Here is a 20,407-nt window from a genome sequence, read left to right as displayed (position 1 = left end):
ACCGTCGGTCCACTGCGCGCCCGCGCGACCGGGCGTGCAGTGGACCAGCGGTGTCACGGGACCCTCACCCCGCGTGGGGAAGCTGCGGCGGCGCCGAGTCGTAGACGTGACCGGTGGGCGTGCGGGTGCGGATGACCGGTCCGGCCCGGGGAGCGCCCGGACTGCCCCGGCTGAGGGGGAGCGAGCTCCAGCCGGGCGCCGCCTTGTCGAGGTTGCACCGCTCGCACCGGCCGCCGAGGTTCTTCTCGTCCGTCGCTCCGCCCCTGGCGTGGTCGACGACGTGGTCGACGTGCCGCACCGGCGCGTCGCAGTGCGGGGTGCGGCACCGGCCGGCGTCCCGGGTGGCGATGTAGTGCGCGAGGCCGGGCGGTGCGTGGCGGGCGCGGGACTCCATGGCGACGAGGTGGCCCGCCGGGTCGGTGAGGAGGCGGCGGACCCACACCCCGCAGCCACCCTCGTCGGCCAGCGCCCGGCGCAGGAGCTCGCGGGCCCAGCCGGCGGGGACGGTGCCGTGCTCGGGCACGGAGGCGGGCTCGTCGCCGCCCGCCAGCGACTGGTCCGTCATGACGAGCTGGAGCTGTACCCGAGCGGGCACCTCGGCGTCGCTGCCGGTGAGCCGCGCGACGAGGGCGTCGGCCATGAGCTGCCCCCGGCCGCGCTCGTCCCCGGTTGCCCGCGCCGAGTCCGCCGCGGCGCCGAGGGACGCGTGGGCGGCCACCGCCTGGGCGACCGGCAGGAGCGCGGTGAGGTAGGCCATCGTGTCCGGGGCGGGACGGATGCCGACGAAGCGCTCCCGTTCGGCCCGGGCCGCGCGGTCGACGACGCTGTGCGGGTCCAGCCGGTAGGCGACGCGCTTGGCCTCGGCGACGAGCTGGCGGTCGCCCATGCCGGCGACGCGGTCCGGGTCCTGCCACAGCTCGGCGTCCAGCGCGCGGCGCTCCTCGGCCCCGAGGCAGATGGTCTCCCGCACGAGGAGGGTGGCCCGCCACTCGCTGAGCTCGCCCCGGCGCAGCGCCGCGAGGGTGCAGGGCATGTCCTCCCGCAGCGCCCGCGCCATGCCGAGGTGCCGGCCGCCGTGGTGCGGGGAGAGGCGGCGGGCGAGGGCGACCTCGCTGCCCAGGCCCCGGCCCCGCCGCTCGGCCGGGACCCCGGCGGCCTGCTCGGCGTCCAGCCGCAGCCGCGACAGGTGGGCCGTGACCGCCGCCTGTGCCCCGGCTGCCGCGGCCTTGAGGTCCTCCAGCTCGCGCAGGAGGTCGATGCACTCGGCCTCGGTGAGGCCGGGGCGCCGGCCGTCGGCCTCCTCCGGGACGCACAGCCCAGGGTCCAGCCGCCCGAGCAGCCGTCTCATCGCGCCGAGATCCGCCGCGCTCAGCGCCACCGCGGGCGGTGCGCCTGGGCCGGTCGGGTCGGTGCTGGACATGACTCCAGGCTAGGTGCCACCACCGACATTTCTCCGACATGGCGCCGAAAGGTGCCCCTCGAGCTGTGGACGCCGCCGCCCCGGCCCGGCCCTGTGGAGCACCGCGGCCTCACGCCCAGCCGGCAGGTCCGCCAGGTGGCCACCTGCGCCGCGCAGCCGGAGGGGCTGTAGATTGTCCGCCGTGCATGCCTTTACCGTCCTATTACGGGGCACCGATGTCTGACGAGCACCGGTCCGACACCGTCGCGCACGCCGCGGCCACGCCGGACATCACCCTTCCCTACCGGGACCTCGGCCTGAAGGACGACGAGTACGCGGGGATCGTCGAGATCCTCGGTCGTCGCCCCACGGCCGCCGAGCTCGCCATGTACTCGGTCATGTGGTCCGAGCACTGCTCGTACAAGTCCTCCAAGACCCACCTTCGCCAGTTCGGTGAGAAGACCACCGAGGCGATGCGCGAGCACCTGCTCGTCGGGATCGGCGAGAACGCCGGCGTCGTCGACATCGGCGACGGCTGGGCGGTGACCTTCAAGGTCGAGTCGCACAACCACCCGAGCTTCGTCGAGCCGCACCAGGGCGCCGCGACCGGCGTCGGCGGCATCGTCCGCGACATCATCTCGATGGGCGCGCGGCCCGTGGCCGTCATGGACCAGCTGCGCTTCGGGGCGATCGACCACCCCGACACCGCGCGCGTCGTCCACGGCGTCGTCTCCGGCATCAGCTTCTACGGCAACTGCCTGGGCCTGCCCAACATCGGCGGCGAGACCGAGTTCGACGCCTCCTACCAGACCAACCCGCTCGTCAACGCCCTGGCCGTGGGCGTGCTGCGCCACGAGGACATCCACCTCGCCAACGCCTCCGGCGTCGGCAACCAGGTGATCCTCTTCGGTGCCCGCACCGGCGGCGACGGCATCGGCGGCGCCTCGATCCTCGCGAGCGAGACCTTCACCGGTGAGGGCCCCACGAAGCGGCCCGCCGTCCAGGTCGGGGACCCCTTCATGGAGAAGGTCCTCATCGAGTGCTGCCTCGAGCTCTTCGCGGCTGGCGTCGTCGAGGGCATCCAGGACCTCGGTGCGGCCGGCATCTCCTGCGCCACCTCCGAGCTCGCCTCCAACGGCGACGGCGGCATGCACGTCCACCTCGAGAACGTCCTGCTCCGCGAGGAGCTGACGGCCGGGGAGATCCTCATGTCGGAGTCGCAGGAGCGGATGATGGCCGTCGTGCGGCCCGACCGGCTCGAGGAGTTCCTCGCGATCACCGGCCGCTGGAACGTCGAGGCCTCGGTCATCGGCGAGGTCACCGACACCGGCCGCCTCGTCATCGACCACCACGGCGAGCGGATCGTCGACGTCGACCCGCGCACCGTCGCCCACGAGGGGCCGGTCTACGACCGCCCGTACGCGCGCCCCTCCTGGCAGGACGCGCTCAACGCCGACGACGCCGAGCGGCTGCCCCGCCCCGGCACGCCCGAGGAGCTGCGCGAGCAGGCCCTGCGCCTGGTCGCCTCCCCGAACCTCGCGAGCAAGTCGTGGGTCACCGACCAGTACGACCGCTACGTCCAGGGCAACACCGCCCTGGCCCAGCCCGACGACGCCGGCGTGGTCCGCGTCGACGAGGCCACCGGCCTGGGCGTGGCGATCAGCACCGACGCCAACGGCCGCTTCACCAAGCTCGACCCCTACACCGGGGCGCAGCAGGCGCTCGCCGAGGCCTACCGGAACGTCGCGACCGTGGGCGCCCAGCCCGCCGCCGTCACCGACTGCCTCAACTTCGGCTCCCCCGAGGACCCGGACGCCATGTGGCAGCTCGTCCAGGCCATCACCGGCCTGGCGGACGCGTGCGCCGAGCTCGGTGTGCCCGTCACCGGCGGCAACGTCTCGCTGTACAACGGCACGGGCGAGCCCGGCCTCGTCGACTCCTCGATCAACCCGACCCCCGTCGTCGGGGTCCTCGGCGTGATCGACGACGTCACCCGCGCCACCCGCTCCGGCTGGACGGCGCCCGGACGCGCCGTCTACGTCCTCGGCACGACGGCCGAGGAGCTGTCCGGCTCCGCCTGGGCCGACGTCGTCCACGGCCACCTCGGTGGTCGGCCGCCCGCCGTCGACCTCGCGGCCGAGCGCCGGCTCGCGGAGGTGCTCGTCAACGTCTCCCGCGACCGGATCGTCGAGTCCGCGCACGACCTGTCCACCGGTGGCCTGCTCCAGGCGCTCGTCGACTCGTGCCTGCGCTTCGACGTCGGCGCCCGCGTCGACCTCACCGCGCTGTGCGAGCGCGACGGCGTCGACCTCGCCACCGCCCTGTTCTCCGAGAGCGGGGCACGCGCCGTCGTCTCCGTCCCGCGCAGCCAGGAGGTCCACCTCCAGGACCTGTGCACGGCCCGCGGCGTCGCGCTCCTGCGCATCGGCACCACCGACGACACCGGCCCCGAGTCCCACGAGGGCCGTCCCGTGCTCGACATCGACGGTGTCGGCACGCTGCCGCTCAGCGAGCTGCGGGAGGCCGCCACGGCGACCCTGCCCGCCCACTTCGGCTGAGCACCACCCCCGGCGCCCCCGCCGGGCCCTGTACGTCCAGATGAAGGAGTGGTCCATGGAACAGCAGCTCGAGCACGCCTACGAGGAGGTGCTTCGCCGCAACCCCGGTGAGGCCGAGTTCCACCAGGCTGTCCGCGAGGTCTTCGACTCCCTGGGACCCGTCCTGCGCAAGAACCCCCGGTACGTCGACGCGGCTGTGCTCGAGCGTCTGTGCGAGCCCGAGCGGCAGATCATCTTCCGCGTCCCGTGGGTCGACGACGCCGGCCGCGTCCGCATCAACCGCGGCTTCCGCGTGGAGTACAACTCCGCCCTCGGCCCGTACAAGGGCGGCCTGCGGTTCCACCCCTCGGTGTACCTCGGCATCGTCAAGTTCCTCGGCTTCGAGCAGATCTTCAAGAACGCCCTGTCCGGCATGCCGATCGGCGGCGGCAAGGGCGGCTCGGACTTCGACCCCCGCGGCCGCAGCCAGCACGAGATCATGCGCTTCTGCCAGTCCTTCATGACCGAGCTCTACCGCCACCTGGGTGAGTACACCGACGTCCCCGCGGGCGACATCGGTGTGGGCCAGCGCGAGATCGGCTACCTCTTCGGCCAGTACAAGCGGATCACCAACCGCTACGAGTCCGGGGTCCTCACGGGCAAGGGCATCAGCTGGGGCGGGTCCCTCGTGCGAACCGAGGCCACCGGCTACGGCACCGTCCTGTTCGCCAACGAGATGCTCGCGACGAAGGGCCAGGACCTCGACGGCCGCCGCGTCACCGTCTCCGGCTCCGGCAACGTCGCGATCTTCGCCATCGAGAAGGCGACCCAGCTCGGCGCCACCGCCGTCGCCTTCTCCGACTCCTCCGGCTACGTCGTCGACGAGGCGGGTGTCGACCTCGAGCTCCTCAAGGAGGTCAAGCTCGTCGACCGCGGCCGCGCCAAGGACTACGTCGACCGTCGTCCCGGCTCCCGCCTCGTCACCGACGGCTCGATCTGGGACGTCCCCACCGACGTCGCGCTGCCCTGCGCCACCCAGAACGAGCTCGACGAGAACGACGCACGCACGCTGCTCACGAACGGGGTCGTCGCCGTCGCCGAGGGCGCCAACATGCCCACCACCCCGGAGGCGCTGCGGCTCTTCCAGGAGGCCGGCACGCTCTTCGCGCCGGGCAAGGCGGCCAACGCCGGCGGCGTGGCGACCTCCGCGCTCGAGATGCAGCAGAACGCCAGCCGGGACTCGTGGACCTTCGAGTACACCGAGGAGCGGCTCGCCGACATCATGCGCGACGTCCACGCGCGCTGCGCCGCCACCGCCGACGAGTACGGCCGTCCGGGCGACTACGTCGTCGGCGCGAACATCGCCGGCTTCATCAAGGTCGCCGACGCGATGCTCGCCCAGGGCGTCATCTGACCCAGCCCTCACCGAGCCGCGGGAACACCTTCGGGGTTCCCGCGGTTCGGTCTGTCATGAGCTTCGAGGACGTGAGGGACCACCTCGACCGCACCGAGGTCGTGGCCGTGGTGACGACGAGGGCCGGCGGTCAGCCGGTCGCGACGCCGATCTGGGCGATGGTCGTCGACGGCGTGCCGTACCTGCGGTCGGCCTACGGCGCCGGCTCGTGGTGGTACCGGCACGCGCTGTCCGGCCGCCCGGTGGCGATCGCCCTGGGCGACGGCGCCGTCGCGGAGCGCGACCGGGACGCGGCGCTGGACCTCCCGCGCGAGACGGTCCACGTCACCCACGTCCCCGCGGACGACCCCGTCCAGGACCGCGTCGACGAGGAGCTCGAGCGCAAGTACGCGCACGCGCCGCGCTCCTCGATCGACCCCACGCGCAGCGAGGAGGCCCGCGCCGCCACGCTCCGCGTCGAGCCGGCCGGGGCGTGAGCCCGCGCTGAGGCCGCCGTCACGCCGGCGCGTGCGGCGCCGGCCCGCCGCATGCGGGATCGTTGACGCATGGGTGAGCTGCAGCTGGAGGTCGCGGTCCAGGACGCGAGCGGGGCCGCGCTGGCCCGGGACACGGGCGCGGACCGGGTCGAGCTGTGCTCGGCGCTCGACGTCGGTGGGCTCACGCCCAGCATCGCCATGGTCGAGGCCGTGGTCGCCACCGGTGTCCCCGTGCACGTCCTCGTCCGGCCCCGCCCCGGGGGTTTCCGGTACTCGGCGACCGAGGTGTCCCTCATGGTGCGGGACATCGAGGCCCTCGTCGACGCCGGAGCCGCGGGCGTCGTCGTTGGCGCCCTCACGGCCAAGGACACGCTCGACCGGCACGCCCTCGAGGCGCTCCAGTACGCCGCCGAGGGCCTGGAGGTGACCGCCCACCGCTGCGTCGACGTGCTCCCCGACCCGGCCGCCGCCCTCGACGACCTCGCCAGGCTCGGGTTCACGCGCGTCCTCACCTCCGGTGGTGCGCCGACCGTCGCCGACGGCGTCCCCACCCTGCGCCGGATGGTCGAGGCGGCCGGCGGGCGCCTGCAGGTGATGGCGGGCGGCGGCCTGCGACCCGAGGACGTGCCCGCGCTCGTGGACGCCGGTGTCGACGCGATCCATCTCTCGGCACGGCGGCACGTCCCCGACGGCGGCCCCTCCGGCCCGGGGGGCGGACGCCCGGGGTACGACGTCACCGACCGGGACGTTCTCGAGGGAGTCCGGGCCGCGCTCGCCGGCCGCTGATCCCCGGCTACGGTGTCCCCGTGGCACGACGACGCATCGACCCCGGCGAGGGCATGGCGGCACTGCGGCAGTGGCGCGCCGCCGAGGACGCCGGGGATCAGGTGCCGGCCGCCGTCGTCCGCACGGCGGTCCGCTTCACCCTCGAGGAGCTCGCGGTGGGCTCGCCCGGCAACTCCGTCGAGGTGCGGGTGCCGCCCGCCGCGGCCGTCCAGGCCATCGCCGGACCGCGGCACACCCGGGGCACCCCGCCCAACGTCGTGGAGACCGACATGCAGACGTGGCTGCGCATGGCGACCGGCCGCCTCTCCTGGGACGAGGCCCGCAGGTCCGGCGCGGTGACGGCCTCCGGCATCCGCGCCGACCTCTCCGGCGTGCTCCCGCTCATCACCCGGTAGCGCGGGCGAGAGCACGCGCGGGCCGCGGGGTACGTTTGACCGCGTGAGCACGCCCGAGCCCGCCCCCGCCGCGTCCCCCGACCCCGCCGCACCTCCCGCCGACGTCGCGCCTCCCACGGACGCCGCACCCGCGGACGCCGCCGCACCCGCGGCCGACACCGCGCCCGACGCCGCCGCATCCGCCGAGGACGCCCCCGTCGCCCGGGCGGTCGACGTCGCCGACCCGAGCCGGGTGCGGCGCGCCCCCCGCTACGGGCGGTTCGGTTTCCTCGGCCTCCTCCTCGGCGTCGTCGTCGCGCTGGTCCTCACCGTCCTCCCGGTGGGCGCGGACAACCTCCCGCGCGGCACGCTGTTCCTCCTCCTGCTCCTGGCGACCGGTACCGTCGGCGTCTTCGCGGGCCTCACCTGGGCGCTCGTCGCCGACCGCAGGTCCCTGCGCCGCCGTGGCCGGGACTGAGCGCGGCGTGCCCACCCGCCAGCTCCACCTGCCGGCCCCGCCTGCGCGCGTCGCGCAGTCCCTCGACCAGCTCCGCGCCGAGCTCGGCATCCCCGTCGACCTCCCGGCCGCGGCGCTGGCCGAGGCGCAGGAGGCCGCCCGGCGCCCGCTGCCCGCCCTCCCGGACGCGCGCGACCTGCCCCTCGTCACCGTCGACCCGCCCGGCTCCCGCGACCTCGACCAGGCCGTCCACCTCGAGGAGGACGGCGAGGGTTTCCTCGTCCACTACGCCATCGCCGACGTCGCCTCCTTCGTCACGCCCGGCGGCGCCCTCGACGCCGCCGTCCACGAGCGGGGCGTCACCGTCTACGGCCCCACCGGCTCCACGCCCCTGCACCCCGAGGTCCTCAGCGCCGGCGCCGCCAGCCTCCTGCCCGACCAGGACCGTCCCGCCTACCTGTGGCGCATCGCGCTCGGCGCCGACGGCGCGGTCCGCGAGGCCTCAGTCCGACGGGCCCTGGTCCGCAGCCGCGCGCAGCTCACCTACGGCCAGGTCCAGGACGTCGTCGACGGCGGCAGCGACCCCGCCGTCCCGCCGACCCTGCCCGGGCTGCTGCGCCGGGTCGGCGAGCTGCGCCTCGCGCAGGAGCGGGCACGCGGCGGCGTCTCCCTCGAGATCCCCGAGCAGGAGGTCGTGACGCGCGACGGCGGCTACACCCTCGCCTTCCGCGCCACCCTGCCCGTCGAGGAGTGGAACGCCCAGATCTCCCTCCTCACCGGCATCTGCGCCGCCGAGCTCATGCGCGGCGCCGGCGTGGGCATCCTGCGGACCCTGCCGCCGGCCGACCCGCGCGACCTCGCCCGCCTGCGCCGCACCGCCCGCGGCCTCGGCATCCCATGGCCCGAGGACGTCTCCTACCAGGACCTCCTCCCCACCCTCGACTCCGCCGTCCCCGCCCACGCCGCCTTCCTCACCGAGGCGACCACCCTCTTCCGCGGCGCCGGCTATGCCGTGCTCGGCCAGGACGACGACGGAGACACCCGGCACGCCGCCATCGCCGCCCACTACGCGCACGTCACCGCGCCGCTGCGCCGCCTCGTCGACCGCGCCGGCCTCGAGGTCTGCCGCGCCGTCTGCGCCGGGGAGCCCGTGCCCGGGTGGGTGCACGACGCGCTGCCCGAGCTGCCCCGCGTCATGGCCCGCGCCACCCAGCGGGCCGGGCGCTACGAGCGCGGCGCCGTCGACGCCGTCGAGGCCCTCGTCCTCGAGGGGAGGGTGGGGGAGGAGTTCCGTGGCGTCGTCGTCGAGGTCGACGAGGACGACGCCGGCGTGCGCGGCACGGTCGTCATCGCCGAGCCCGCCGTGGAGGCGTCCGTCCGGGCGACGGAGCTGCCGCTCGGCGAGCAGGTGACCGTGCGGCTGGACGAGGTGGACGTCCCCGGGCGGACGGTGCGCTTCTCACCTGTCTGACAGCCCTCGGTGCTACCGGCCGGCGTGTGGGACGATGCACCCGTGCGACGCGGAGACGGACGGCTGAGTCACGACCTGCTCCCGGGAGAGGCCCCTCCCCAGGACGAGTGCGGGGTCTTCGGTGTCTGGGCGCCCGGTGAGGAGGTCTCGCGCCTCACGTACTTCGGCATCTACGCCCTGCAGCACCGCGGCCAGGAGTCGGCCGGCATCGCGACGAGCAACGGCGAGCAGCTCCTCGTCTACAAGGACATGGGCCTCGTGTCCCAGGTCTTCGACGACCAGACGCTGTCCGCGCTGCAGGGACACATCGCCGTCGGGCACGTGCGCTACGCGACGACGGGGGCCAGCGCGTGGGAGAACGCCCAGCCCACCCTCGGCCCGGCGGGCAGCGGCACGGTCGCCCTCGGCCACAACGGCAACCTCACCAACACGCGCCGGCTCATGGAGCTCGTGCGCGAGCAGTCGGGCACGGACCTGTCCGGCGAGCTCGGGCGGGGCAGCTCCACCGACACCGCCGTCATCACCGCCCTGCTGTCCGGGACCGCCGGTGAGGGCACCGGGTCCCTCGAGGCGACGGCGATGAGCGTGCTGCCGCTCCTCGAGGGCGCCTTCTCGCTCGTCTTCATGGACGAGCACTCCCTCTACGCCGCCCGCGACCCCCACGGCTTCCGGCCCCTCGTCCTCGGCCGGCTGCAGCGCGGCTGGGCCATCGCCTCGGAGACCGCGGCCCTCGACATCGTCGGCGCCACCTTCGTCCGGGAGATCGAGCCGGGCGAGCTCGTCGTCGTCGACGAGGACGGGCTGCGCTCGCAGCACTTCGCCAAGCCGAGCCCGCGCGGCTGCGTCTTCGAGTACGTCTACCTCGCCCGGCCGGACACGCAGATCGCCGGCCGCTCGGTCAACGCGGCGCGCAGCGAGATGGGCCGCGTGCTGGCCCGCGAGCACCCCGTCGAGGCCGACCTCGTCATCCCCACGCCCGACTCCGGGACGCCCGCCGCGATCGGGTACGCCCAGGAGTCCGGGATCCCCTTCGCGCAGGGGCTGGTGAAGAACGCCTACGTCGGGCGTACCTTCATCCAGCCGACCGACACGATCCGCCAGCTCGGCATCAAGCTCAAGCTCAACCCGCTGCGCGAGGTCATCGCCGGCAAGCGGCTCGTCGTCGTCGACGACTCCATCGTCCGCGGCAACACCCAGCGCGCCCTCGTCCGCATGCTGCGCGAGGCCGGTGCCGCGGAGATCCACGTCCGCATCTCCTCCCCGCCGGTGAAGTGGCCGTGCTTCTACGGCATCGACTTCGCCACGCGGGCCGAGCTCATCGCCAACGGCATGAGCATCGAGGAGATCCGTGCCTCCCTCGGCGCCGACAGCCTCGGGTACATCTCCACCGACGGGATGATCGAGGCCACCGCCGTGCCCCGCACGCGGCTGTGCACCGCCTGCTTCACCGGCGAGTACCCCGTGCCCGTCGAGGACGCCGAGGGCTCGGCCGAGCGGCGTGACTACCAGGTCCTCCCGCCCCGGCACCCGGGGTCCCTGACGATCGCTGGAGCGCAGTGAGCACCGAGAACCGCACCCCCATCAGCTACGCCGCGGCCGGCGTCGACACGGAGGCGGGTGACCGCGCCGTCGAGCTCATGAAGGGCGCGCTGCGCGCCACCCACGGGCCCGAGGTCGTCGGCGGCGCCGGCGGCTTCGCGGGCCTGTACGACGCCTCCGCGCTCCGCGAGTACCGCCGTCCGCTCCTCGCCACCTCGACCGACGGCGTCGGCACCAAGGTCGCCATCGCCCAGGCCATGGACGTCCACGACACCATCGGCCACGACCTCGTCGGCATGGTCGTCGACGACATCGTCGTCGTGGGCGCCCGGCCGCTCGTCATGACCGACTACATCGCCTGCGGGCGGGTCGTGCCCGAGCGCATCGCCGACATCGTCCGCGGCATCGCCGAGGCCTGCGCCCTCACCGGCACCGCCCTCGTGGGCGGGGAGACGGCCGAGCACCCCGGCCTCCTCGGCCCCGACGAGTACGACGTCGCGGGCGCCGCGACGGGCGTCGTCGAGGCCGACCGCGTGCTGGGCCCCGAGCGCGTCGCCGAGGGCGACGTCCTCGTCGCGCTCGCCTCCTCCGGGCTGCACGCCAACGGCTACTCCCTCGTGCGACGGGTCCTCGAGGTGAGCGGCTGGTCGCTGGAGCGGGACGTCGCCGAGCTCGGCCGCACCGTCGGGGAGGAGCTCCTCGAGCCCACCCGTCTGTACACGCGGCTGTGCCTGGAGCTCGCGGAGGACGACGGGCTGCACGCCCTGTCGCACGTCACCGGTGGCGGGCTCGCGGCGAACCTCGCCCGCGTGCTGCCCGCCGGTCTCGTCGGCCACGTCGAGCGCGGCTCGTGGCAGGTGCCGGCCGTCTTCGACGTCGTCCGTCGCCTCGGCCCGGTCGAGTGGGCCGACCTCGAGCAGACGCTCAACCTCGGCGTCGGCATGGTGGCCGTGCTCGCGCCGTCCGCGGCGGAGCAGGCGGTCCGGACGGCCCGCGCAGCCGGCATCGACGCCTGGCAGCTGGGCACGGTGGAGCGCCTCGCCGTCAGCGACGGTGACGTCGTCACCGGCACCAAGGGCATGCGTGGCGGCGCCGTGCGCATGCACGGCGAGTACCGCAGCTGAGAGCAGCGACCAGCTCAGGTCGCCGCGTCCCCGTGGGGAAGCGGCGACCTGAGGATCGCTGTCACGCCGTCGCCGTGGGCGACGGTGAACCTAGTCCGAGCGGAGACGCCAGTCGTCGTCATCCTCTGCGGAGGGGATCTCGAAGTCGTGCATGTCCCGGTCATGGCTCTGAGACGCCAGCTCTCTCTCGAGAGCCTGGTAGTCGGTCTCCGGGCTGTAGTACTTCAGCCGGCGAGCGACCTTCGTCTGCTTGGCCTTCTGACGGCCGCGCCCCATGGCGTCGACCCCCTCCAACGTAGAAGAGGGGCAGGCACCGACGGTGTCAGTGCGGCCCCATTTATGTGGTCATGGTTCGTGAGCCCCACGGTACATGGTCGAGTGGCGGTTCGACCATCCAGCGCACGTGCGGCCGCTCACTCCGCCGGCCCGGCCGGGGGTCCGAGCGCCGTGGGGGACACGGGACCTTCGTCCGCTTTTCGCCCGAATCGGGCGAGTTAGCGTGAGTCATCTGGCGGGTGAGCCGGCCCGGGCCGTGACGGAACTGAGGTGCACCATGGACGAGAATCATCGCGAGGAGACACTGCTGACCCCCGGTGAGGTGGCTGCCCGGTTCCGGGTCGACCCCAAGACGGTGACCCGGTGGGCGAACGCCGGGAAGCTCACCGCGGTCCGCACCCTCGGCGGGCACCGCCGCTACCGCCGCAGCGAGGTCGACGAGCTGCTCGTCGCGAACGGGATGGGCGCGCAGCGCCCCACGGGCTGAGCAGAACGCGCGCAGGGCCACCGGGGCCCTGCGCGCGTGGTGTGCGTGGCTCAGCGGGAGCGGCGTGCCACGACCGTGATGACGAGGGCGAGCGCGGCCGCGCCCGCACCGACGATGCCGATGGCCTTGGGGTCCCCGCCCTTCGCGTCGTCCAGCAGGGACTGGGCCTTGGTCTCGGCGCCCTTGGCCGCGTGCCGGGCGGACTCACCCGTGCGGCTGACGGCGGCCTTGAGGCTCGTCCTCGCCTCCTTGATCTGCTCCCGCGGGTCGAGCATGGTGCTCAGCTCGTCGACGGAGCCGGCCAGCTCCTGCCGCGTGCGGGCGAGGTCCGCCTGGATCTGCTCGGGGGTGCGCTTGTCGTCGCTCATGAGTTGAGGCCCTTCTTGACGGCGTCGAGGTCGGCCTTGAGGTTGGCCTTGGTCTCCTCCGCGGAGGGCGCCTCGCCCGACTGCAGCATCTTCTTGCCGACGAGGGCGATGATGCCAGCGATGACGAGCAGGACGACGGCGACGATGAGGGCGGACAGCCACGCCGGGAGCGCCTCGGCCAGGCCCAGCACCGCGGTGGTGATGAGAAGGGCGAGGGCGAAGAAGCCGAGGAGGCCGGCGACGGCGAACATCGCGGCGCCCGCGCCCACCTTCTTCGCCTTGGCTGCCGCCTTGACCTGGATGAGCTCCAGCTCGCCGCGCAGGATGCGCGAGAACTGGTCGGAGATCCTCGCCACCAGCTCGCCGATGGACGGGCGTCCGGGCGGCTGCTGGCCGGTCCCGAGGTGCTGCGGTGCGGCAGTACTCACGCGTCTCCCTCTTCTCCGCGCCGAAGCGCCGTCGTCGTGCAGTCGTCGTTGCTGCCCCATGATCGCGGGGATCGGTGCGCCGTGCACGTCCTCGCCCCGCGCGCCGCGCGCGGGCCCGGTGCGGACGGGCTCCTCGCGGGCGGTGACTCGGCGGTGACGGGAGGGTGAACGGGCGGTGTCTCGCACTGTGAGACGTTGACGAGAGAGTGGCCCGTGCCACATGATGAACGGGCCTACCCCTCCACTGCGCGCGTCGTCGCGCGCACGAACAACCGGCCGGGCGGCCGGAGAAGGAGCACCCGTGAGCCGAGTTCCCCGTAGGTCCACCACTCGTGGCAGAGGGGGTGTGGCCGCGGTCGGAGTCGCCTCCCTCATCCTCACCCCGCTCGTCGCCGTCGCACCCGCCGCCGCGCTCATGAGCACGGGACCCGTGTTCATCAGCGAGATCCACTACGACAACGCCGGCACCGACGTCGGTGAGGCGATCGAGATCCAGGCGCCGGTCGGCACCGACCTCAGCGGCTGGCAGATCGTCCTCTACAACGGCAGCAACAACACGGCGTACGGCCCGCGGACGCTCAGCGGCGTCGTCGGCGACTCCGGCGTCGTCGTGGAGGAGTACCCGACGGACGGGATCCAGAACGGCAGCCCCGACGGTGTGGCGCTGGTGGACCCCGAGGGAACGGTCGTCGAGCTCCTCTCCTACGAGGGGACCATGACGGCGGCCGACGGCCCGGCCGCCGGGACGGCGAGCACCGACATCGGTGTCGCGCAGACGAACACCACCCCGGCCGGGGAGTCCCTGCAGCGCATCGACGGCGTGTGGACCGGCCCGTCCGCGAGCTCCTTCGGCGCCCTCAACACCGCCGCCGAGGAGCCGGACCCGGACCCGGAGCCCGAGCCGGGCGAGGTGACGCCGATCGCCGAGATCCAGGGCACCGGTGACGCCACCCCGCTGCTGGACCGGACCGTCACCACCCGCGGCGTCGTCACCGGCGTCTACGCCGACGGCGGCTTCAACGGCGCCTTCATCCAGACGCCCGGCACGGGAGCGGACCTCGAGGGCCACGACGCCTCGCACGGCATCTTCGTCTTCGGCGGCGGCACGCAGCTCGCCAGTGACGTCGAGGTCGGTGACCACGTCGAGGTGACCGGCACGGCCGGCGAGTACTTCGGCCTCACCCAGATCGCCGCGGCGAGCCACAGCGTCCTCGACGAGCCCGCCGCCGCCGTCGTCCCGGCCCAGGTTCCCCTGCCCGCGGTCGACGAGCGCGAGGCCCTCGAGGGCATGCTGCTCGCCCCGCAGGGCGACTTCACGGTGACCGACACCTACCACACCAACCGCTTCGGCTGGGTGGGCCTGGCTGCCGGCGACGAGCCCCTGCGCCAGCCCACCGACGTCGTGCGCCCCGGCACCGAGGCGTACACCGACCTCGTCGCCGCGAACGCCGACCGCGAGATCCGGATGGACGACGGCTCCAGCCACGACTGGACCAACTTCTCCTTCGACAACCACGAGACCCCGGTCGCCTACCTGACGCCGGACAACCCGGTCCGGGTCGGCGCGCCGGTCGAGTTCGAGGGTCCCGTCATCCTCGACTTCCGCCGCACCATCGCAGGGGAGGACGCCACCTGGAACTTCCAGCCGCAGAGCCGCCTCACCGGCGCCAACACCGCCGAGGTCCAGCCCATCAGCTGGGAGAACACCCGGCCGGAGGCTCCGGGGGAGGTCGGCGGGGACGTGAGGGTCGCGACCTTCAACGTCCTCAACTACTTCACCAGCCTCGGCGACGAGGAGGCCGGCTGCGGCTTCTTCGGCGACCGCCTGGGTGGCCCGACGACGGCCCGCAGCTGCGACGTCCGCGGGGCCTACGACGCGGCGAACCTCGCCCGTCAGACCGAGAAGATCGTCAGCGCCGTCAACGCCCTGGACGCCGACGTCGTCGCCCTCCAGGAGATCGAGAACTCGCTGCCCTTCGCGCCCAGCAACACCGCTGCCGACCGTGACCACGCCCTGTCCGACCTCGTCGACGCCCTCAACGCCGGCGCCGGCGAGGAGCGGTGGGAGTACGTCGTGTCCGCGGAGCAGTTCCCCGCGGCGGAGGACGTCATCCGCAACGCCTTCATCTACCAGGTCGACGCCGTCGCCCCGGTCGGCGGCACCGAGATCCTGCTCGACAGCGCCGCGTTCGGCAACGCCCGCGAGCCGATGGCCCAGGAGTTCGCGCCGGTCGACGAGAACGGTGACGTCGTCGAGGACGCCGACTCCTTCGTCGTCATCAACAACCACTTCAAGTCCAAGGGCTCCGGCACGGGCGAGAACGCCGACCAGGGCGACGGCCAGGGGGCCTCGAACCCCGACCGCGTCCGCCAGGCCGAGGCGCTCGTCGCCTTCGCCGACGAGGTCGCGGCCGACGCCGGCACGGAGCTGGTCCTCCTCGCCGGTGACTTCAACTCCTACACCCAGGAAGACCCGATGCAGGTCTTCTACGAGAACGGCTACACGGACCTCGGCGCCGAGCTCACCGAGAAGTCGACCTACTCCTTCGGCTCGATGGTCGGCTCGCTGGACCACGTCCTCGCGAGCGAGGCGGCCACCGCAGCGGTGACCGGCGCGGACATCTGGAACATCAACGCCTACGAGTCCATCGCCTTCGAGTACAGCCGGTACAACTACAACGTCACCGACTTCCACGACGCCTCGCCGTACCGGTCCAGCGACCACGACCCGATCATCGTCGGGCTCGACCTCCTCGCCGACGAGCCGGAGCCCACGGTCGACATCAACCTGCTGGCCTTCAACGACTTCCACGGCCGGCTCAACGACTACGTCACCAACCGGCAGACCGGCGTCGTCACCAACGCGACCCTCTCCTTCGCGGGGACGATCGAGGAGCTGCGCGCCGAGGGCGGGGAGGACAGCACCCTCCTCCTGTCCTCGGGCGACAACATCGGCGCCTCGCTGTTCACCTCCTCCGTGCAGGAGGACAAGCCCACCATCGACGTCCTCAACGCCCTGGACGTCGCGGTGTCGAACGTCGGCAACCACGAGTTCGACGCCGGCTTCGACAACCTCACCGGCCAGGTCACCGACTGGGCCGACTTCGAGCACCTCGGGGCGAACGTCTACGGCCCGGACGGTGAGCCGGCCCTGCCGGAGTACGACACCTTCGAGGTCGACGGCGTGACCGTGGCGGTCATCGGCGTCGTCACCCAGGAGACGCCGACCCTCGTGACCCCCGGCGGTATCGAGGGCCTCACGTTCGGGAACCCGGTCGAGGCGGTCAACCGCGTCGCCGGCGAGCTGAGCGAGAGCGGCGCGGCCGACGTCATCGTCGCGTCCTTCCACGAGGGGGCGCCGGCCGGCTCCGGCTCGACGCTCGAGGAGCAGATCGCGACGAGCGAGGTCTTCGCGGGCATCGTCAACGACACCAGCGCGGACGTGGACGCGATCTTCAACGGCCACACGCACGAGGTCTACGCCTGGGACGGCCCGGTCCCCGGGACCGACGGCGCGGCCCTGCGGCCCGTCATCCAGGGCGAGAGCTACGGCACGTACGTCTCGCAGGTCGTCCTCACCGTCGACCGCGAGAGCAGCGAGGTCGTGGACTACGAGCAGCGGAACGTGCCCATGACGACGGCGCCCTTCGAGGAGCTCGTCGAGACCTACCCGCGCGTCGCCGAGGTCAAGACGATCCTCGACGCCGCGCTCGCCGAGGCCCGGGAGATCGGCAGCGTCGTCGTCGGCGAGGTGAGCGCCGACATCACGACGGCGCACACGACCAACGCCGCCGGTGACCTCGTGCGCGACGACCGCACGAGGGAGTCCACGCTGGGCAACCTCGTGGCCAACGTGCTGCGCGACAAGCTGAGCGAGGAGCGTCTGGGCGCCGCGGAGATCGGCGTGGTCAACCCCGGCGGGCTGCGCGCCGAGCTGCTGCGGGGCGAGAACGGTGAGATCACCTTCGCCGAGGCGAACGCCGTGCTGCCCTTCGTCAACAACCTGTGGACGGTGACCCTCACGGGCGAGCAGTTCGTCACGATGCTCGAGCAGCAGTGGCAGCCCTCGACCGCCTCCAACCCCTTCCTGCACCTGGGCCTGTCGGACAACGTGTCCTACACGCTGGACCCGGAGGCGGAGAGCGGGGAGCGGATCACCTCCGTGACGGTCGACGGCGCCCCGATCGACCCGGCCGCCGAGTACCGGATCGGGACCTTCTCCTTCCTGGCGCAGGGCGGTGACAACTTCACGGTCTTCCGTGAGGCCACCGACGTGCAGGACACCGGCCTCGTCGACCGGGACGCCTGGATCGAGTACATCGAGGCCAGCTCCCCGCTGTCGCCCGACTTCGCCCGCCGGGCCACGGTCGTCAGCCCCCTGCCGAGCGAGCTCGTCGCCGGCGAGGACGTCTCCTTCGAGGTCAGCAGGCTCGACCTCACCTCCCTCGGCAGCCCGGACAACACCGAGCTGACCGTCTACCTCGTCGGCGAGGACGGCGAGCGCGGCGAGGCCGTGCACACCGCCGCCGTCACCGACGGCGCGGCCACGGTCACCTTCACCGTGCCGGCCGACCTGGACGGCGAGTACACCCTCGAGATGGAGGCCGCCCCCAGCGGCACCACCGTCCGGGTGCCGGTGACCGTCGAGGGTGCGGACGAGCCGCAGCCCCCGGCCCAGCGGTTCGGCTTCTTCCTGTCCAACGACTGGTCGGGGACCGCGCACTACGCGTTCCAGTACGGCCGGCGCACCGACGAGGTGCTCATCGGTGACTGGGACGGGAACGGCACGGACACCATCACCGTGCGCCGCGGGAAGCAGTACTTCGTCAACGACGCGCCCCAGGGCGGGCCGGCGAGCACCGTGCTCACCTACGGGCGCGCGGACGACGTCGTCCTCGTGGGTGACTGGGACCGTGACGGTGTCGACACGCTGGCGGTCCGCCGCGGCGCGGAGTACCACGTGAAGAACTCCCTGCGGGGCGGCGACGCCGACCACGTCATCACCTACGGCCGCGCGAACGACGAGGTCATGGTGGGCGACTGGGACGGCAACGGCTCGGACACCTTCGCGGTGCGTCGCGGTGCGACCTACCACGTGAAGAACCGCATCGCCGGCGGCGACGCCGACGTCGTCCTCACCTACGGCCGCCCCGGTGACGTCACCCTCGCCGGTGACTGGGACGGCAACGGCACGGACACCTTCGCGATCCGCCGCGACCGGGAGTTCCACGTGAAGAACTCCCTGCGTGGCGGTCCGGCCGACTTCGCCATCGTCTACGGCCGCTCCGGCGACGAGGTGTACGTCGGTGACTGGAACGGCGACGGGAAGGACACGCTGGGCGTGCGTCGCCCCCCGGCCTCCTGACCGGGTAGGGCACGAGCGGGGCCCCGCCCCGCCCAGGTGCGGGGCCCTCGCCCGTCCCGGCCCCACCACGCGGGCGGAAAAACGAAGAACCCCCGCACGAGGCGGGGGTTCTTCTGTGTGTGGCTCCGACCGGCGTCGATCCGGTGACCTTTCGATTTTCAGTCGAACGCTCTACCAACTGAGCTACAGAGCCTGGAGTGCGAAGGCCCGGCCAGAACTCTGACCGGGCCTTCCGCCGCGACCCCGACGGGACTTGAACCCGCGACCTCCGCCGTGACAGGGCGGCGCGCTAACCAACTGCGCTACGGGGCCTTGTGGTAAGGCTTCCTGCTGTACTGCTTGTCGTGCTGGTTCGTACCCCCAACGGGATTCGAACCCGTGCTACCGCCGTGAAAGGGCGGGGTCCTAGGCCGCTAGACGATGGGGGCCCGTTCGGACGCCCGTGACGCCGAGGCGCCCCAAGACCTCCATAAGCATAGGGGGAAGAACGGCGTAGGAGCAAAACGCCTGGGTGTGGTCTGCGGCACGTCCTCGGATCGCCTGCCGGGGTGCCGGTGGCCTGGGTGATGATGGGGCCATGGTCGAGATGTCCCGCGCGGAGTTCGAGGAGGCTGTCAGCGACGGCCTGGACCTCGTGCCCCCCGAGCTGACGGCGCAGATGGACAACGTCGTCGTCCTCGTCGAGGACGAGCCGCCGGCCGACGCGGGCGACCCCGACCTGCTCGGGCTGTACGAGGGCACCCCGCTCACCGAGCGGGACTCCTGGTGGGCGGCCGGCTCCCTGCCCGACCGCATCACGATCTTCCGGGGACCCACGCTGCGCATGTGCGAGAGCGCCGAGGAGGTGGTCGAGGAGGTCGCCGTCACGGTCGTCCACGAGATCGCCCACCACTTCGGCATCGACGACGAGCGCCTCCACGAGCTCGGCTGGGGCTGACGTGCCCCACGACCACCACCACACCGCCGCCGCGGCGCACCGCTCGCGGCTCCTCGCGGCCTTCCTCGTCACCGCCACCGTCATGGTGGTCGAGGCCGTCGGCGGGTGGCTGTCCGGCTCGCTCGCCCTCCTCGCCGACGCCGGGCACATGCTCTCCGACACGGCCGCGCTCGGCCTGGCGCTCGCGGCCACGTGGATCGCCTCCCGTCCCGCGCGGGGGAGGTGGACCTTCGGCTGGCAGCGGGCGGAGATCCTCGCGGCGCTCGTCAACGGCGCGATCCTCCTCGTCGTCGGCGTGGTCGTCATCGTCGAGGGCGTGGGGAGGTTCGGGACGGAGCCGGAGATCCGCACCGGCCTCATGGTGCTCGTCGGCACGGTCGGGCTCGTCGCGAACCTCGTGTCCCTGTGGCTGCTCAGCGGTGGGCGGGGGGAGAGCCTCAACGTCCGTGGCGCCTACCTCGAGGTGCTCGGGGACCTGCTCGGCTCGGTGGCGGTGCTCGTCGCCGCGGCCGTCATCGCGGTGACCGGCTGGACGCAGGCCGACGCCGTCGCCTCCGTGGCGCTCGGCGCGTTCATCGTCCCGCGCGCGCTGCTCCTCCTGCGCGACGTCGCCCGCGTCCTGCTCGAGGGGGCGCCGGAGGACATGTCGCTCGCCGAGCTGCGGGAGCACATGTGCGAGGTCGAGGGGGTCGTCACGGTCCACGACCTCCACGCCTGGACGATCACCTCCGGCGTGCCGGTCGTCTCCGCGCACGTCGTCGTCGAGGACGGCGTGCTGCACCCGGACCGTTTCTGCGTGGTCCTCGACGCGCTGCAGCACTGCCTCGAGGGCCACTTCGACGTCGAGCACTCCACGCTCCAGCTGGAGCCGCGCGGCCACAAGGCGACCGAGGTGCGGCTCCACGACTGACCGTGTCAACGGACCTTGACACTGCGTGTCAAGCAGCCTTGACATGGCATGTCAAGCGT

General features: G+C 73.1%; 17 protein-coding genes and 3 tRNA genes. 13 read left to right on the top strand and 7 right to left on the bottom strand.

Annotated features, from left to right (window positions below; translation table 11 throughout):
• Positions 1-64: 64 nt before the first annotated feature.
• Complete coding sequence (locus tag H9624_RS05840) at positions 65-1,420, bottom strand: HNH endonuclease (RefSeq protein ID WP_251838889.1); 1,356 nt, start codon at positions 1,418-1,420, stop codon at positions 65-67.
• A gap of 215 nt (positions 1,421-1,635) precedes the next feature.
• Here H9624_RS05840 and purL point away from each other — a divergent pair, with 215 nt between their 5' ends.
• The 9 genes from purL to purM all read left to right on the top strand — a co-directional run bounded on the left by purL (position 1,636) and on the right by purM (position 11,577).
• Positions 1,636-3,957, top strand: a complete 2,322-nt coding sequence (gene purL, locus H9624_RS05835; protein WP_251838888.1) for a phosphoribosylformylglycinamidine synthase subunit PurL — start codon at positions 1,636-1,638, stop codon at positions 3,955-3,957.
• A 55-nt stretch (positions 3,958-4,012) separates the two neighbouring features.
• Positions 4,013-5,350, top strand: a complete 1,338-nt coding sequence (gene gdhA, locus H9624_RS05830) for an NADP-specific glutamate dehydrogenase (RefSeq protein WP_251838887.1) — start codon at positions 4,013-4,015, stop codon at positions 5,348-5,350.
• Between the two features lie 56 nt (positions 5,351-5,406).
• Positions 5,407-5,826 carry a DUF2255 family protein gene (locus H9624_RS05825; protein WP_251838886.1) on the top strand — a complete coding sequence of 140 codons (420 nt, stop codon included), beginning with the start codon at positions 5,407-5,409 and terminating at the stop codon, positions 5,824-5,826.
• Positions 5,827-5,895: 69 nt separating this feature from the next.
• A complete protein-coding gene (locus H9624_RS05820; RefSeq protein WP_251838885.1) occupies positions 5,896-6,612 on the top strand; it encodes a copper homeostasis protein CutC in 717 nt (238 codons plus the stop codon).
• Between the two features lie 20 nt (positions 6,613-6,632).
• Positions 6,633-7,007, top strand: coding sequence for a sterol carrier family protein (locus H9624_RS05815; protein WP_504740232.1), 375 nt, complete (start codon positions 6,633-6,635; stop codon positions 7,005-7,007).
• A 43-nt stretch (positions 7,008-7,050) separates the two neighbouring features.
• Positions 7,051-7,464, top strand: coding sequence for a hypothetical protein (locus tag H9624_RS05810; protein ID WP_251838884.1), 414 nt, complete (start codon positions 7,051-7,053; stop codon positions 7,462-7,464).
• Between the two features lie 7 nt (positions 7,465-7,471).
• Entirely contained in the window at positions 7,472-8,914 is a 1,443-nt protein-coding gene (locus H9624_RS05805; RefSeq protein WP_251838883.1) for an RNB domain-containing ribonuclease, read from the top strand.
• A 42-nt stretch (positions 8,915-8,956) separates the two neighbouring features.
• Complete coding sequence (gene purF, locus H9624_RS05800) at positions 8,957-10,474, top strand: amidophosphoribosyltransferase (RefSeq protein ID WP_251838882.1); 1,518 nt, start codon at positions 8,957-8,959, stop codon at positions 10,472-10,474.
• Positions 10,471-11,577, top strand: a complete 1,107-nt coding sequence (purM, locus tag H9624_RS05795) for a phosphoribosylformylglycinamidine cyclo-ligase (RefSeq protein ID WP_251838881.1) — start codon at positions 10,471-10,473, stop codon at positions 11,575-11,577. The genes purF and purM overlap by 4 nt, the downstream gene beginning before the upstream one ends.
• A gap of 90 nt (positions 11,578-11,667) precedes the next feature.
• Here the strand turns inward: purM and H9624_RS05790 are convergent, their stop codons facing one another.
• Entirely contained in the window at positions 11,668-11,853 is a 186-nt protein-coding gene (locus tag H9624_RS05790; protein ID WP_110853207.1) for a DUF3073 domain-containing protein, read from the bottom strand.
• Between the two features lie 277 nt (positions 11,854-12,130).
• Between H9624_RS05790 and H9624_RS05785 the strand changes: the two genes are divergently transcribed.
• Positions 12,131-12,340 (top strand): BldC family transcriptional regulator, encoded by a 210-nt coding sequence (locus H9624_RS05785; RefSeq protein ID WP_251303561.1) that lies wholly within the window; start codon positions 12,131-12,133, stop codon positions 12,338-12,340.
• Between the two features lie 50 nt (positions 12,341-12,390).
• Here the strand turns inward: H9624_RS05785 and H9624_RS05780 are convergent, their stop codons facing one another.
• Positions 12,391-12,708, bottom strand: coding sequence for a DUF3618 domain-containing protein (locus H9624_RS05780; RefSeq protein ID WP_251838880.1), 318 nt, complete (start codon positions 12,706-12,708; stop codon positions 12,391-12,393).
• Positions 12,705-13,136 (bottom strand): phage holin family protein, encoded by a 432-nt coding sequence (locus H9624_RS05775; protein WP_251838879.1) that lies wholly within the window; start codon positions 13,134-13,136, stop codon positions 12,705-12,707. The genes H9624_RS05780 and H9624_RS05775 overlap by 4 nt, the downstream gene beginning before the upstream one ends.
• Positions 13,137-13,482: 346 nt before the next feature.
• On the opposite strand from H9624_RS05775, the gene H9624_RS05770 reads away from it, so the two are divergent.
• On the top strand, positions 13,483-18,501 hold the full coding sequence (locus H9624_RS05770) for an ExeM/NucH family extracellular endonuclease (RefSeq protein ID WP_251838878.1): 5,019 nt from the start codon (positions 13,483-13,485) through the stop codon (positions 18,499-18,501).
• Between the two features lie 120 nt (positions 18,502-18,621).
• Here H9624_RS05770 and H9624_RS05765 read toward each other — a convergent pair.
• The 3 genes from H9624_RS05765 to H9624_RS05755 all read right to left on the bottom strand — a co-directional run bounded on the left by H9624_RS05765 (position 18,622) and on the right by H9624_RS05755 (position 18,929).
• Positions 18,622-18,694 (bottom strand) — tRNA-Phe (locus tag H9624_RS05765).
• Positions 18,695-18,739: 45 nt separating this feature from the next.
• A tRNA-Asp gene (locus H9624_RS05760) sits at positions 18,740-18,813 on the bottom strand.
• Between the two features lie 43 nt (positions 18,814-18,856).
• Positions 18,857-18,929: transfer RNA gene (locus H9624_RS05755), tRNA-Glu, on the bottom strand.
• A gap of 149 nt (positions 18,930-19,078) precedes the next feature.
• Here H9624_RS05755 and H9624_RS05750 point away from each other — a divergent pair.
• Entirely contained in the window at positions 19,079-19,438 is a 360-nt protein-coding gene (locus H9624_RS05750; RefSeq protein ID WP_251838877.1) for a metallopeptidase family protein, read from the top strand.
• A 1-nt stretch (position 19,439) separates the two neighbouring features.
• The gene (locus tag H9624_RS05745; RefSeq protein WP_251838876.1) at positions 19,440-20,348 is read left to right on the top strand and encodes a cation diffusion facilitator family transporter; all 909 of its coding nucleotides are present in this window, start codon (positions 19,440-19,442) and stop codon (positions 20,346-20,348) included.
• Positions 20,349-20,407 lie beyond the last annotated feature (59 nt).

It is taken from the genome of Oceanitalea stevensii, assembly GCF_014837105.1.
GTDB lineage: Bacteria > Actinomycetota > Actinomycetes > Actinomycetales > Actinomycetaceae > Oceanitalea > Oceanitalea stevensii.
The sequence above is the reverse complement of the archived record's forward strand: the minus strand, read 5'-3'. Positions and strand labels throughout refer to the sequence as shown.

Excerpts from the sequence above, each read along its gene's own strand:
- gdhA (WP_251838887.1), top strand. The coding sequence starts at position 4,013 with ATGGAACAGCAGCTCGAGCACGCCTACGAGGAGGTGCTTCGCCGCAAC.
- H9624_RS05785 (WP_251303561.1), top strand. The coding sequence starts at position 12,131 with ATGGACGAGAATCATCGCGAGGAGACACTGCTGACCCCCGGTGAGGTG.
- H9624_RS05780 (WP_251838880.1), bottom strand. The coding sequence starts at position 12,708 with ATGAGCGACGACAAGCGCACCCCCGAGCAGATCCAGGCGGACCTCGCC.
- H9624_RS05825 (WP_251838886.1), top strand. The coding sequence starts at position 5,407 with ATGAGCTTCGAGGACGTGAGGGACCACCTCGACCGCACCGAGGTCGTG.
- H9624_RS05790 (WP_110853207.1), bottom strand. The coding sequence starts at position 11,853 with ATGGGGCGCGGCCGTCAGAAGGCCAAGCAGACGAAGGTCGCTCGCCGG.
- H9624_RS05840 (WP_251838889.1), bottom strand. The coding sequence starts at position 1,420 with ATGTCCAGCACCGACCCGACCGGCCCAGGCGCACCGCCCGCGGTGGCG.
- purL (WP_251838888.1), top strand. The coding sequence starts at position 1,636 with ATGTCTGACGAGCACCGGTCCGACACCGTCGCGCACGCCGCGGCCACG.
- H9624_RS05820 (WP_251838885.1), top strand. The coding sequence starts at position 5,896 with ATGGGTGAGCTGCAGCTGGAGGTCGCGGTCCAGGACGCGAGCGGGGCC.
- H9624_RS05750 (WP_251838877.1), top strand. The coding sequence starts at position 19,079 with ATGGTCGAGATGTCCCGCGCGGAGTTCGAGGAGGCTGTCAGCGACGGC.